General features: G+C 58.6%; 13 protein-coding genes and 3 pseudogenes. 8 read left to right on the forward strand and 8 right to left on the reverse strand.

Translation table 11 applies throughout. The annotated features are described in order from the left end of the window. Positions 1-512: 512 nt before the first annotated feature. The 5 genes from FQ746_RS22025 to FQ746_RS22045 all read right to left on the reverse strand — a co-directional run bounded on the left by FQ746_RS22025 (position 513) and on the right by FQ746_RS22045 (position 4,299). On the reverse strand, positions 513-893 hold the full coding sequence (locus tag FQ746_RS22025; RefSeq protein ID WP_144111765.1) for a copper resistance protein CopC: 381 nt from the start codon (positions 891-893) through the stop codon (positions 513-515). 14 nt (positions 894-907) lie between these two features. Further along, positions 908-1,804: a hypothetical protein gene (locus tag FQ746_RS22030; RefSeq protein WP_186310806.1), complete on the reverse strand. Its 897-nt coding sequence runs from the start codon at positions 1,802-1,804 to the stop codon at positions 908-910. Between the two features lie 102 nt (positions 1,805-1,906). After that, the gene (locus FQ746_RS22035; RefSeq protein ID WP_144111766.1) at positions 1,907-2,287 is read right to left on the reverse strand and encodes a DUF2946 domain-containing protein; all 381 of its coding nucleotides are present in this window, start codon (positions 2,285-2,287) and stop codon (positions 1,907-1,909) included. A gap of 337 nt (positions 2,288-2,624) precedes the next feature. Next, entirely contained in the window at positions 2,625-3,431 is an 807-nt protein-coding gene (locus FQ746_RS22040; RefSeq protein ID WP_144111767.1) for an HAD-IIB family hydrolase, read from the reverse strand. Between the two features lie 391 nt (positions 3,432-3,822). Then, positions 3,823-4,299, reverse strand: a complete 477-nt coding sequence (locus FQ746_RS22045) for an OsmC family protein (protein WP_144111768.1) — start codon at positions 4,297-4,299, stop codon at positions 3,823-3,825. Positions 4,300-4,445: 146 nt separating this feature from the next. On the opposite strand from FQ746_RS22045, the gene FQ746_RS22050 reads away from it, so the two are divergent. Continuing rightward, entirely contained in the window at positions 4,446-5,078 is a 633-nt protein-coding gene (locus FQ746_RS22050; protein ID WP_144111769.1) for a GntR family transcriptional regulator, read from the forward strand. A 122-nt stretch (positions 5,079-5,200) separates the two neighbouring features. Here the strand turns inward: FQ746_RS22050 and FQ746_RS35275 are convergent, their stop codons facing one another. Next, positions 5,201-5,707 carry a transposase gene (locus FQ746_RS35275; protein ID WP_260854132.1) on the reverse strand — a complete coding sequence of 169 codons (507 nt, stop codon included), beginning with the start codon at positions 5,705-5,707 and terminating at the stop codon, positions 5,201-5,203. 177 nt (positions 5,708-5,884) lie between these two features. Between FQ746_RS35275 and FQ746_RS35280 the strand changes: the two genes are divergently transcribed. Further along, complete coding sequence (locus FQ746_RS35280; RefSeq protein WP_260854133.1) at positions 5,885-6,220, forward strand: hypothetical protein; 336 nt, start codon at positions 5,885-5,887, stop codon at positions 6,218-6,220. A 12-nt stretch (positions 6,221-6,232) separates the two neighbouring features. Here FQ746_RS35280 and FQ746_RS35285 read toward each other — a convergent pair. Then, positions 6,233-6,613: pseudogene (locus FQ746_RS35285) on the reverse strand (hypothetical protein); the annotation flags it as partial. 172 nt (positions 6,614-6,785) lie between these two features. Beyond that, positions 6,786-8,285, reverse strand: a complete 1,500-nt coding sequence (locus FQ746_RS22065; protein ID WP_144111770.1) for a PLP-dependent aminotransferase family protein — start codon at positions 8,283-8,285, stop codon at positions 6,786-6,788. A 284-nt stretch (positions 8,286-8,569) separates the two neighbouring features. Between FQ746_RS22065 and FQ746_RS22070 the strand changes: the two genes are divergently transcribed. From FQ746_RS22070 to FQ746_RS22100, 6 genes and pseudogenes are all read left to right on the forward strand, one after another. Continuing rightward, a complete protein-coding gene (locus FQ746_RS22070; RefSeq protein WP_144111771.1) occupies positions 8,570-9,112 on the forward strand; it encodes a hypothetical protein in 543 nt (180 codons plus the stop codon). Continuing rightward, positions 9,109-9,942 carry a PhzF family phenazine biosynthesis protein gene (locus tag FQ746_RS22075; RefSeq protein ID WP_144111772.1) on the forward strand — a complete coding sequence of 278 codons (834 nt, stop codon included), beginning with the start codon at positions 9,109-9,111 and terminating at the stop codon, positions 9,940-9,942. The genes FQ746_RS22070 and FQ746_RS22075 overlap by 4 nt, the downstream gene beginning before the upstream one ends. A gap of 26 nt (positions 9,943-9,968) precedes the next feature. After that, positions 9,969-10,586, forward strand: a pseudogene (locus FQ746_RS22080) (glutathione S-transferase family protein). A 693-nt stretch (positions 10,587-11,279) separates the two neighbouring features. Further along, positions 11,280-12,068 carry a PhzF family phenazine biosynthesis protein gene (locus FQ746_RS22090; RefSeq protein WP_144111774.1) on the forward strand — a complete coding sequence of 263 codons (789 nt, stop codon included), beginning with the start codon at positions 11,280-11,282 and terminating at the stop codon, positions 12,066-12,068. Between the two features lie 322 nt (positions 12,069-12,390). Beyond that, positions 12,391-12,684, forward strand: a pseudogene (locus tag FQ746_RS22095) (transposase); the annotation flags it as partial. Next, entirely contained in the window at positions 12,680-13,150 is a 471-nt protein-coding gene (locus FQ746_RS22100; RefSeq protein WP_313955578.1) for a CmcJ/NvfI family oxidoreductase, read from the forward strand. The pseudogene FQ746_RS22095 and the gene FQ746_RS22100, both read left to right, overlap by 5 nt. Positions 13,151-13,597: the final 447 nt, after the last annotated feature.

Raw genomic sequence — 13,597 nt, forward strand, 5'->3', positions numbered from 1 at the left:
TGCACTGGGTAACCTGTGGATGGCACGCAAGCAATTGCTCAAAGCGTGAAACGCGAGGGCGTGGGCGGCCTCATGCGCGGGCAAACGTGAATCACACGGCCGAATCAAAACCTATGACCAGCGCCGCAGCATGTTTGCAATGTAGTGGCACGCGCTGCAAACAGCCCACGCGCAGAAAACGGGTTTTGCAGACCTTCCCTAGGGGTCGGGAGTACGCACTGCCAATTGGCCGCTTGCGGGCCGCTGAATTGCAATGACCGCTTCCGAGTGGTGAGTTTGGGGAGCAGACTGACGCAGCTCGACCCGTTGCCGCCTCTCAGTTCCGAGTGGCGAACGTCCGCTTAACGAACGAAATGAGTCGATCAGCGATAAAGCGATAAAGCGATATCTTGCTCAATCCTCACGGTCACACAAGAACGGACGACGGTCGAACATGTCATCAACGCCCTAAAGGCAGGACGGCACCGCAACTGTACGACGAGGAATTCGTCATGCCGCGATGCCGCCGACGCTCACTTTACTTCGAACGCGTAATCGCCATGGGTGCGATGCCCGTCTGAGGCGACTGCCACCCAGTGGACGATATAGCGCCCGGCCTGCAAGGGAGGCAGCGCAACGGTGATCACGTCCGGCTGATGCGCGTCGACCAGGGACTTCTCGGCGTTGACCTGCTTTCCGACAGCATTGGTGATCGTGAGCGACGAAAATGCTGGCTCCAGCGGCCCGTCGAAGGTGATTTTCACCTGCGACGGAGCAGCAACGCTCGCGCCGGCTCCCGGTTCCTGCTTCTGCGGAAATACATGTGCAAACGCGGTGCTGGCGAAAGCAAGTCCGACGAAGAATCCGGCCAATTTCTTGATGGCCCGTTTCAGAGGGCGTCGATTCTGGTTCATCGTGAACTCCTTCGTCACTGGAACAGCGGTTTGCCAAGCGTCGTGGGCGCGACGTCATCGAAGAAAATATGGGCCTGCACGAGAATGCCCACGTGCGAGCCGCTCGCGCGGTTCATCGGGATCTGCGCTTCGACGCCGAATTGACCGTAGCGGTTGATCCAGATGAAGCCGGGGTTGACCGTACCGGTCGTTTGTCCCTGACTTCTCGACAACGGAACCTCCACTACGGGAATGATGTTCGCGAGCGGTTGCGGCAAACCGATGTCACGTACATGCTGCTGAAGGTAGGGCAGGCTGTACTGGAACGTGAAGCCGTAGTTGAACGCGTTGGGTTGTCCCGCCCCGGTGGTCAATGCCGGGCCGGCTTCACCCGTGATCGCGATAGGGCGCAGATAAGCCAGCGAATCGGGCAGGTCGCCCATGCCTTTGCCGGCGAAGATCGTCGGCGAGATGGTCGAAAAATTGTCGGCGATCGCCCGGCTTCCTGTGCCACCGAGTTCGGCGCTTATGCCGACGGACGTCATGAACTCGTGCGCCTCGTTGACGTACAGCAGATATTTCAGACCAACGCCGAAATTGTCGAAACCTCGCGCTGTCGGATTGTTCTGCATCGCGTAAGAGCCTTCCACCGATACGGCCAGCCTCGGCGTGATCAGCTTGTCGTACTCGAAGTCGAACGTATTAATGCTCTGGTCGCCATTGTCGCCGGGGACCCGCTGGTGGCCGTACACAAGATTTGCTTCGTCGCCGACGCCGGGATCATCCACGGCCATGGTTGCCGGAAAGACGCGGTCGCCCGCAATCGCATGAGCAGATGCGAGCGAGGGGATTAGCAGAAGTGAGCTCGTGGACGCCGCAATAATTGCGGCTGTGAGCAGCGGTTTACCACCACGCCTCGAACTGGTGTGCATGGTTCATCCTTGTTTGAAGTCGTTGAAATGCCGTCGCACGTCCGGAAACAGGCGCGCGACACACTGCGATGCAACTGATGCATCGCGTCGGTAAGACTCAAATCAGGATGAAACTGGAGGGGCGCGGGGCTGGGCGGCGACAAACGAAAGGACGCGCCGAACGCTCTCGAACCGGGTTGCAATGCGATGCTGGATTTCCCAGGCCGCGATGGCAAAAGCGGGTTGAACGCCTGGCAACGCCGGCATGTGGACAAGCAGGTTGCAGTACCCGCAAGCCTGCAAGTGGGAAGCCAGGGAGTGGGACGCGTTCTGGCTATCCGGCGCGTCGTCTGGTGAAGATTGCGCGGAGCAAAGTGCGGCCGGAAGAGCCGTCCCGTCCTGGCTCGCGACAAGCGTCTGAGACACGACCGGCGCGAGTGTTGCCATCAGGATCGCAAGCAATCCCAAAAGGCTGCCGATCTTCAGATGGAAACGCGCGAGCATTGGTCAGGCGGCTGAAGCGACGCTGTCGTGGTGCGCGATTATGGCATGACGCGTATAACGCGCGTAGAGGGCCACCCGCGAAATGTCACCCAACCCCAGCAATCTCTGCGACGAGATCCCCCATCATTCTGTTGAATCGCAGCACGGTTGGCTGCTGCCGAATAGTGAACAGCCATTCCATGGCGATGCCCGAACGTCGTCTGATGGCCGGTTACAGTCCGATGCCGATTGCATAGATGTTCGGCAGATAATCGGCTCGCGTCAGACCGAAGTCGACCGGAGCGGTCCTCTACCGCCGCAATTGATTTGTCCGCTAACCGAACGAACGCCACCTTGCTTACGCTTCGGTTCTCTTGCCGTCCTCGTGTCGCCGTGACTTGAGGATTGCGTCCGCGAATTCGACGAACCCGACGCCACCAGGACCATGCGTGATCCATTGGGGCGGAACGGGCAATTGCGGCAGATAATCGATGACGGTACTTACGCCAACCGTATGCCGGAAGAAGCCAAACATCGGTGCGTCATTAGTCGAGTCACCGGAATAAGCGACGAGTTCAGTCGCTGACTCTGCGTCAATTCCATATTTTTCGACAAGTATGCGCAATGACATCGACAGCTTGTCGTACCCGCCAATCCAACCCAGTACCCAAAGGTTGTTGATCGTTGCGTTTGCTCCGGCGCCGATGAGTGCCTCAACGATTCGAAGATCCGTATCTGTTCCTGTACGGCTGTAGGCGAGGCTAGTCAGTCGAAAGGCTTGATCGTCGGCCTGCTGCGCTTGCGGCACCACTTTTTCGACGATCTTCTCGATTGAGTGGAGCCGATTGCGAATGTCTTCAAGACTGTCCGACGGATGCCAGTAATGCCGCTCGACCTCATGTCCTTGTAGACTTCGCCGGAAGAACAGGCCGCCATTCTCTGCAATAACGCCATCGACTGGCCACATGCGTGCCATCTGATCGCACCACCCCGCAGGCGCTGCGGTAACTGGTAGTACGCAGATGCCGGCGGCCTGCAACCGCTCAAGCGCCAAGTAAGTGTCGGCCGGCAATCGCCCCCGATAAGTCAACGTCTCATCCATGTCGGTGAGTAAGAATCGGACCTTGGAAAACTGGTCCACCGGCGCCGAAGACAAATTCTGCATACCGTCAGCTCTTGAATGAAAGACCTCGATTATGAGGATGGACGAGGGATTAGTTATGCCGATTTCGTGATTACTTATGGCAACCTGGACTTAATATGGAATCAGTCACTCAGGGGTCCGTCAGGTGACCGCTATCGTTTCATTACCTGACGTTGTAGATTGTGGGTGCAAGGACCGCTACTGGCCGGTTACAGTCCGATGTCGATTGCATAGATGCTCGGCAGATAATCGACTCGCGTCAGACCGGTGCCGACCCGAAGCGGTCGCTCAAAAACGTTTCTCATATGTCGCAAAAGGAGCCGTGACTCTTCGTGCCATGCGTCGCTCTTGGTTGACGACGATCCTGCGACCGGTTCGCCATCTCTGCGAACTGTGGGCGGATCAAGCGAAGTCATACTGCGGAAAACTCAATGACAGGCTCACACCGGATGGGGAAGTTCACGGAGTTTGCGATATAGCACTTCTCGTGTGCCACATGATGCAGACGCTCCGCCATGTCGCGGTCATCGCCAGCGCGAATCGTCACGCGGGGGTTCAAGATAATTTCCGTGAATTGTCCCCGCTCGGGGCTGTCGATCATCGTCCCGCTGGCCTCATCGACATAGGCAAGCACGCAGATACCGGCATCTGCGCACAAATGTAGATACCAGAGTTTATGGCACGCTGATGTAGCGCCCAAAAACAGGTCTTCTGGATTCCAGCGTTCCGCGTCTCCGAGAAACGCCGCATCAGACGAGCCAGAAATGTTTGGCTTGGAGCCCGCGCGGATGACGTGATCACGGCCGTACGCGCGATACCCAGACGTGCCAGTGCCTTGGTTGCCCGTCCACTCCACCGAAACGCGATACTTGTGCTCACCGTGGGCCATCGTGTTCTCCTTCGAAATCGAAACGTTGATTGTCGACGCTGGGTTAGCGGCGCCTGAGCTTATGCGTTGAAGCATTCTGGGGGTGCCATTGTGGCATCAAAGTTCAATTTGGTATACCATTATGCCAAATAAGGGGACTTTCGGTTATGGAAACGAGATTCGACTCGACGGTGGCCGCATCGCTGCGGGACATGATCGTCAGTGGCGAGCTGGCAAGTGGGGAGCGGCTGGTCGAGCGAGACCTGGCCGACCGTTTCGGGGTCAGCAGGATACCGCTGCGCGAAGCCATTCAACGGCTGGCAAGCGAGGGGCTGGTTGATATCTTTAGAAATCGCGGCGCTGTCGTACGGACGCTGTGTGCGTCGGACGTGAAGGAGATCTACGACTTGCGGGCACTCCTCGAAGGCGATGCGATCTATCGGAGCGTGAAGCAGCTCGACGACGAGACGCTGGCGCGCGCCGAACTTGTTCACCGCCTGCTTGGAGAAGCAGATGCGGCGGCAAGGCAGGGGGAACTCAATCGGGAATTCCACGAACTCTTGTATTCGCGCTGCGGCAACGAACGCCACCTCAAAGCAATCGCGGCGCTGCGCCGACAAGTCGAACGTTACGAGCGCCTGTATAACACGTTACTCGCTGACACGCCGTCGTTCCAGCTTGAGCACGAGAACGTTCTGCGGGCATGTCGCGATCGTAATGCGCGGGCCGCTCGTTCGATGACTGTCGCCCATCTCAATTCCGCTAGGGAGATTGTGATGCGGCTTGTCGAAAACGGTTGAATCTGCCGTCGCTTTGTGGCTTTCGCATCCGTGCTGCAATCAGAGATCGATTGATGTCCGTGTCGGATCGTGTTCGGCCAAGATGGAATGGACACCGCCCTCCCTTCGGCAATGCTCTCAACTTAAGCGCCACTGACTACATCGAGCGAGTTTGTACGCGAGATGGAAGTGGGGTTGGCTTTTCTGGGTGGTCTTGGATAGGAGCGCGATGGCTGGATCCGGCATCGGGTCCGGCGGATCACGTCCAGCACACCGGCGAGGCTTTCCAGACAGCGCCTGATACGCAGCAGGAAACCGCCGAGGATGGGTTTGAGTGCGCCCAGCGCATACACCCGGTTCGGACGACTGGCACACGCATCGTCGTGCGATACGTCGAGGTCAATGAGCAAGGCGCACAGGTTGTCAGCGAGGATTTTTGCGCCGAAGTCCTGCTGCAATGCCAGGTAATCGAGGCCCGCGCCGGCTTCCAGTCGTAGCCGGTGTTTCAGGCGTTTGAACGCCTCTTCGACGCGCCAGCGCTGGTGATAGAGCGCCCCGAACGACGCAGCCGGATAACGCTGACCATCGAGTAACGAAGTCATCAGCACACGCACAGGACCGCTGGACGTAACGTCGCGGATCAGGCGCACGGTAGTCGGTGTGCGCGCCAGGCGCCTCGAGTGTTACCACACGTTCGGATTTACCACTGTGGGCAAAGGCGCTGACGCACTTCCAGTTACGCGCGTCGACGCGCATGCAGAACGGGATCTCGCGTTGTACAAGTGCGGCCACCATCGTCTCAGGCCGTGCCCGCGCGTCGAATCGATATGGAGTTGGGCCAGCGAAATCAGGCGGGCGCGAGCCAGTTCGAACAGCTCGGCCGACAGTCCGCGCCGGGCTTTGCTGAACGCCTGCGCACTGACGGCGCGGCGACGCCCGCCATGCTCAACCAATGCACCAAACAGCGTATCAAGTTCGGTCTGCACGCTGGTACACCTGCCCGACATCATCAGAGCGGCCACGCGTGGCAAAGTCAGTGTGCAATTGGGGGTAAAGGCAGCGGGAGAACGACGCACGCGATCGGCGAGCGCCGGATCAAGCAGGAATGCGGAGAACTCAGCCAGAAGCCGCGAGGACGTTGGTATTTGAGTTCATATCGTTGATCTATCAGTGAGTTATGTGATGAAGTTCACAGGGGCAATGCCGCGTTTACAAGTTCTTTGGGGTTTAAGTTGAGAGCATTGCGTCTGGGGTCCCCCCACACTCCGCACATACGCCGTTGCGACACGCATTGCAGACACCGACTCGAAGCCGGGAAAGAATGGCCCATAGACGCTCTTGGACTCCGCCAAAACCGTCGGGCTCACGGCGTTAATGCGTAAATTGCAATTCAATTCAATTACCGCCGCCCGCACAAAGCCTTCAATCGATGGGTTAACGGCGGTCGCGTTGGCTCCCTGTCTGATCGGCTCTTCAGCGACGTTCCTCGTGGTTAGCGTGATTGAGCCGCCCTTACGCAGCATATGCTGGCCCAGCAGCGCGACCCTCACGTGGCCGTATCGATCGCGGCCGCACTGATTCGGTGGTTTGCCTTGATGCAAAACAGGCGTGCGCCCGGAATCACTCTTTCGACGGCACGGGCAGATTGAAAAGTCTGAGACGGGCCCGGGCGGTGACCAGGGTCGAAAGCGCTCGAAGTTGATAACCGGTTGCTGTCTGGCCCAGGCACTACACCGGGGCGAACGCAGAATCGCCTGCAGTCGAGTTTCTGTGTCGTTGCAGCACAGTTCGCAAGGCTTTACCCAGCCGCTTGGCGCCGGCGGGGATCTCATCCAGACCTGGCGCCGCGTAACACAGTCGGATATGGCTCGATGTCCCGCCATCGGGCATGAAAGCGTCCCCACTGCGAACGAGCACGCCTTCGGCTGCCGCTGCGGCCTCGATCTCGTGTGCCTGGATACTCCTGGGCAGTTGCGCCCAGATGTAGAGCCCCCCCTGCGGTCTGACATGACACAGGTCAGGACAATAGTTTGCGAGTGCTGCGATCAGGACGTCGCGGCGCGTCTGAAGCGCTGCGCGGAATTGCGGCAAGTGGCGGCCGTATGCGCCGCTTTTCAGGAAGTTGGTGAACACGACCTGGGTCAGGGTTGGCGTCGAAAGGTCCAGGCTTGCTTTGGCTTGCGCCAGGAGGTCGATCGCCGCCCGGGGTGCGACCAGCCATCCAAGGCGCAGGGCCGCGCCGATGGTCTTGGAGGCGCTGCCCTGATGGATGACGATCCCCGCTGCATCCAGGCTCTTCAACGATGGCGGCGCCTCGCCAAAGGCGATGTCGCCATAGACATGGCTCTCTACAATCGGCGTGCGGAAGCGGACGCAGATCTCCAGGATCCGGCGCCGGCGCTCGAGGCTCATCAGCCGCCCGGTCGGGCATTGGAAGGTCGGGATCAAATAGACAAACTTGGGTCGCAGACGCCCCAGCGCGTCCTCCAGCAAATCGGGATCGATTCCCTCGTGATCCATGGGAACGCCTGCCACTTCGGCTCCTGCGGCCCTGAAAGCCTGAAAAGCACCGTGCCAAGTGGGGCTTTCGCAGATCACTGCGTCGCCCGGCGAGATCAAGGTGCGAGCGATGACGTTAAGGCCCTGCTGAGCGCCCCCGGTGACGAGAATCTCGCTGGTGGACGCCGCCTTTATCCCGATCGTGCGCAGAGTCTCGCTCAGCGCATCGCGCAGGGCTGGACACCCCAGGGTCGGCGTAGCCTTTGTCAGCACATTCACGTTTTCTACGGCCCTTGCTGCGCAGGCCAAGAGGCCGGCGTGAGGCACAAGACTGGGGTGCAGCCGGCCATCGCCAAAGGCGATAGAGCCGGGATTGATCGCCACGCTGGCCAGCGGAGCGGACCGGCTGAACCGCGAGGAACGCTGCGACCATGGAATTGCGTCAGTGGACCCTCGATCCGGGTCGTCGGTGACGACTATTGCCCCTCGCCCCACATAACCCCGTACCAGGCCCCAGGCCTTCAACTCTTGATAGGCGGCAGTGACGGTCGTACGGCTGACACCCAGTTGCCCGGCGTAAGAGCGTTCCGATGGCAATCGCGACCCCACTGCAATCCGGCCGGTACGGATTGCATCTGAGAGGGCCACAGTCAATTGAACGTAGAGTGGCTCGGAAGCATCGGGATTGGGCTGGAAACCAAGATTGTCCAACATTGCAAGCGCCGCCATGTCGAGTTCGTCAATAGATCCAATTTTAAATTGGATATTAACATTGGCTGTCAAACCATATAGATTTGCCAGACCCCTACTCTGAATGGCCTTCTGCTTGGGTTTGCCAGACGCCTGAATACACTTCACTGCGCCGGCCAGGCGTCGCTGCGCGAGTGAACAATCGTACGCACGCTGATCAGTGATCGCGTGCTTAGGGAAGGTTTTGGCGTCCGGTACGCGGAAGGTACAGTAGTCATTGAAGATGCGGCGGTTGCTTGCGGCTACGGCGGCCTATTGGCTCGATGGATACGACGATGATCAGAGAATATGCCGCCTGCGATTGCTTCAGCTCAGCGCAGGGGAACGCAGCGTTAGCGAAGCCTCCGGAACGAACCTTTGCAGTGTTTTTCTATGGCCTTAACATGGATGCCGGTCTGCTTTCCTCCAAAGGCGTCGTGCCCCGCGACCCTCGGCTAGCGTTGATCGAAGGTCAAGTCGTCGTGCTCGGAGCAAAGGCAATGTTGCTGCGCTCGCTCGGCGGACGCGCGTACGGCATGCTGTTTTGGTTGACACATCAGGAGATGGACACGTTGTATGCCGGGATGCACGACTACCGTCCGGAGCCGTTCACAGCGATCCTTGTGAACCCAGGCGAAGATTCCAGGCCCGTGGCGGCCATCAGCATGGTGCACGTTGATCCTCCCGTTGACTCGAAGCACGACTCCGCTTATAGCGCTCGCTGGATAAATCTCGTAAGGCGGCTGGGCATTGCAGATTTGATGCCAGCAGGGGAGGGCTCAAAGCCCTTTGCAGCACTACCAATCGAACCATGGGGAACCGAATGAATGTCCTCAGGATTGCCGCATTCTCAGACGGGGATGCCGGCGGGAATCCCGCAGGCGTCGTCATTGCCGATGAGCTCCCGACGAGTGCCGACATGCAGCGAATCGCGGCGGAAGTTGGATTTTCCGAGACTGTCTTTGCCGCTGCGGCTGGCAGTAGCTGGCGGGTTCGCTACTTTTCACCGGCATCAGAAGTGCCGTTCTGCGGACATGCAACCATCGCACTCGGCGCGGCGCTGGCACTGAGGCATGGCGACGGTGCATTCGCCCTCGTGCTCAACCACGCTGAGATAACCGTCGAGGCACGGCGCACCGGCAACCTCATCATGGCCACCCTGCAGTCTCCGCCCACGCGCAGCAACCCGGCGCCGGCCCCGCTCGTCTCTGCTGCGCTGCGTCTGTTCGGCTTCACGGACGATGACCTGGACCCCAGGATACCGCCCGCGCTCATTCATGCAGGTGCAGACCATCTCGTGCTGATGCTCGAGAGCCGCCGGACCTTGGCGGCGATGAAGTACAACTTCGATGCTGGTCGCGAACTGATGATCCAGGAAGGATGGACAACCGTGCTGCTAGGACACGCTGAGACACAGCAGCGGTTCAACACGCGCACCGCGTTCGCGTATGGTGGCGTGTACGAAGATCCGGCAACCGGCGCAGCAACGGCCGCCCTCGCCGGGTACCTGCGCGACATCCGATGGCCGCATGCGGGTGCCATCGAGGTGGTTCAAGGTGAAGACATGGGGATGCGTTCGTACCTGCGAGCGGAAATCACGACAGCCTTGGGCAGTTCGATCCGCGTCTCCGGTACCGCGCGGATCATCCCGTCCTGAAGGACCATGTTCGAGAGGTGACCACCATGCTCAAAATCTTCGGTAAATCCTTGTTTATCAACGTGCGCAAAGTGCTTTGGCTGTGTGCCGAAATGGGAGCTATGAGCAAGAGCAATGGGGTTCAGGTTTCAGGTCGACTCAAGCACCGGAATTCGTGGCGCTGAATCCCAATGCAATGGTCCCCGTGATCAAGGATGGGTCGTTCGTGCTGTGGGAGTCGAACAGCATCTGCAGATACCTCGCGAGCCGTAATGGCCGAAGCGACCTTCTGCTGGCGGATCCTGATGGTCGGGCACGTCGAGCAATGGATGGACTGGCAGGCGACGGAGTTAAACAACGCGTGGCGTTTTTCCTTCATGGCGCTGGTTCGCAAGAGTCCGGCGCACACCGATCAACACATGCTTGCTGCGAGCGTCGCCAACTGGAATCGACACATGCGGATGCTCGACGCGCAGCTTGAAAAAACCGGAGCATTCGTGGCGGGTTATGGTTTTACGCTTGCCGGTGTGGTGCTGGGACTGTTCACGATCCGGTGGTATATGACGCCAATGGAGCGTCCGGATCTGCCCGCTGTGCATGCCTATTTGGAACGCTTGAGCCAGCGTCCGGCGTTCCTGCTGCATGGGCGAAATGGCAACCCATGACGTCTCGCGACATCGCGTTTTCGACGCTGCGGACGAATCGGCGATTTCGCTTCACCACGTTACACAACTGAATTGAAGCCGATATCTGCGCACGATTTCATCACCACTCGGCATGAAAGGAATCCGGCGGCACGGCAGCCACCCTCTGGAAGGTCGGAGCTGGAGGAATGCCATCCGTTTAACTTACGGAGAAAAATGTTGCAACACCCTGCTCAGCAATCCATGTGTCCAAGTTCACCCGGCGGCGATCGTTGCAAAGGGACCCGATTGCCCAAGATGACAATTTGTTTTTCTATTGCCGGGGGGACCACAGGTTCGCATCGCTTAAGTGCTGATTCGGAATTCAGTGTTGACGTTGGCCACGTCTGGCTGACTCGCATTTTTTTGCCATATGAGTATCGGGTTCAGCCTGGGGACGTAATTGGCCTGCGACGCGGCGAGCGAATCTGGTTGATTGCTGACACGGATGTATCCGCCGAGATCCGCTTGACGTGCACTTACGTCGAGGACCGAAGAATGGTTCGCGAATGGATTGCGCGCATCTGCGGTGCAATGTTTCGTTCCGTTTTTAGGGAATAGCTGCGGCGGCATGTGTCATCGAGTAGCCGTTGTACCCGTAAGGTGCCGATCAGGTGACGGTTCGGCCACCATCCATAGTTGGTGTGCGCAAATTTCGGACTTTGAGACGACTTCATGAATATCCATCGTTTCCTTTGCTTCGGCCGTACTGACGGGAGCGGCAACGCAGCGATCGTAGTCGAGGACTCGCAAGTGTCTGAACCGGAACGGCGGAAGTTTGCCCGGCAGCAAGATGCTAACGCGACGGTATTTGTAGAAACCGATTCTGCTTGCGCGCGGCTCGATTATTACTACCCGCATACGCGAAGCCCTCTTTGCCTGCATGCGACGCTTGCAGCGAGCGCAGTTTTCTTTGAGCGCTACCCAGAACGCCGACAGACTCAGTTCGTTACAAGCATGCACCGGCAAGTCCTGGAGGTGGAGCGCTCCGACCATGGCATTTTCATTGGCGTGAGGGCGCAACCATGTCCAACATTGAGAGAGGCTGTTACCGAAACAGCTCGTTTGCTTCGCGTCGAACCGTCGGCTCTGATCGGAATTCCCAGATTCGGATCGGTCGGCAGCACAAAACTGCTGGTACAGATGAAGGGGCAAAGCGCGTTGGATGCCTTAAACCCTGATCTCAAGGCTATTGCCAGTTGGAGCCGCGAACATGGCGTTGCAGGTGTGTTTGCATACTGTCATCACAATGACGATATTTATGCCGGGCGCAATTTCAATCATCTGGAGCCGCATCTGGAAGATGCCGCCACCGGGGTGGCGGCCGGCGCGCTTGCGTCGGTACTTGAACGGAACATCACGCTGCTACAGGGCGATGCGCTCGGACGGCCGTGTTTGCTTTTGGCTCGGCACGTGGACGGCACGGTCCAAATAGGTGGGCGAGCAACCAGAAGCGCGGCCTGACAAGAACAATTCGCAAATGAGGAAGAGTTTCTATCATCAGCGTGCCGCCTGAACGTGCCGGGCACGGCGCCTCAGATATACATTGTTAAGTATCAGCGCGGCACCGGTCATGCATGCACCGACGATTTGCATACGACCGGGCAACACGCCTGTGAGAGCCGACACGGCAAATTTCGTGAGCGGCAAAACATGGCGGTTCCAAAGGTGAAGCGCAACAGCGGTATTAATGTTTAGCAGGCCGTTGAAATACCTCATGTAGCGGTCATCCGGGACGCAGGCGTAAACGTTGAACTGATGTCGTCAATGAGAGCGAGATGAACAGATGCGTGGGCCAGATGGTTTAACCGAGTCAATCTTTACGGTGCTGAAGCTGGACGATTTTGTGCCGAAGGACCATCCGTTGCGTCCGATTCGCACCTGGCTCAATGACGCGCTTAAACGCATGGACGATGTGTTCGCTCGGATGTACGAGGCTGACGCGAAAGGAGGTCGGCCGAGCATCGCGCCGGAGAAACTGGTGCGAGCTTTTTTGCTGCAGGTGCTGTACTCAATTCGTAGCGAGCGCATGCTGGTGGAACAAATTTCCTACAACATGCTGTTCCGCTGGTTCGTTGGCGCCGGCATCGGCAAATGGACCGGTTCATAACGACTATGCGGAGGAATCCGGTCGCAGGCGGCTCGCTCTGGTGCTCGGCGAAGAAGCCGTGCAAGTATTCAGGCGGCGGTATGCGATCGTCAACGTGTGGCGCTTGATCAAGGCGCCGGTTCTCGATACCCCGCTAGCCGTGTGCGATGCCAGAACAATCGATGCCACCGATCTTGTCAGTGGCGAAGTGCGCTACCCGCGACGCGTCGGCGACATCTATCTCGCGTTGCATTCGCCGTTGCATTCGCCGTTGCATCGGTGGCATTGGTTTTCGGCAATGGATCGTCACGAAGCGGGGGGGGTCAAGCAATACGACTCGCGCGTCAACGGCGTTGCGCGCTGCACACCGCACCCGGCATTCGATCACCCCGGCGCACCCGAAGGTTTGCCGCCGAAAGAAAGTATTGAAGCTCGATGCCTCGTTGTCTACCACTGATTTCGGCGAACCCCTGACAAGCCCTTATCTCAGCAGGACGAAAAGCGCGCTGACGCGATGGCTCGCGCGCTAGAGGCGTGTGGAATTTCGGCGACCGCGTTTTCGTACCAGTCGTGCCAAAAGGGGAAAGCACGACTCAGATTGCAGCGATCCCTCGCGCTACCCAACGCAGATATCGAGCATCTGTTACAGCTTTCCAGGGCCATTCACGTTTAGGCTTGCGGGACGCGCAGCGAAGTGGAATCATAAGGAAGGTCTGCAAAACCCGTTTTCTGCGCGTGGGCTGTTTGCAGCGCGTGCCACTACATTGCAAACATGCTGCGGCGCTGGTCATAGGTTTTGATTCGGCCGTGTGATTCACGTTTGCCCGCGCATGAGGCCGCCCACGCCCTCGCGTTTCACGCTTTGAGCAATTGCTTGCGTGCCATCCACAGGTTACCCAGTGCA

It is taken from the genome of Paraburkholderia sp. BCC1886, assembly GCF_900996245.1.
Lineage (GTDB): Bacteria > Pseudomonadota > Gammaproteobacteria > Burkholderiales > Burkholderiaceae > Paraburkholderia.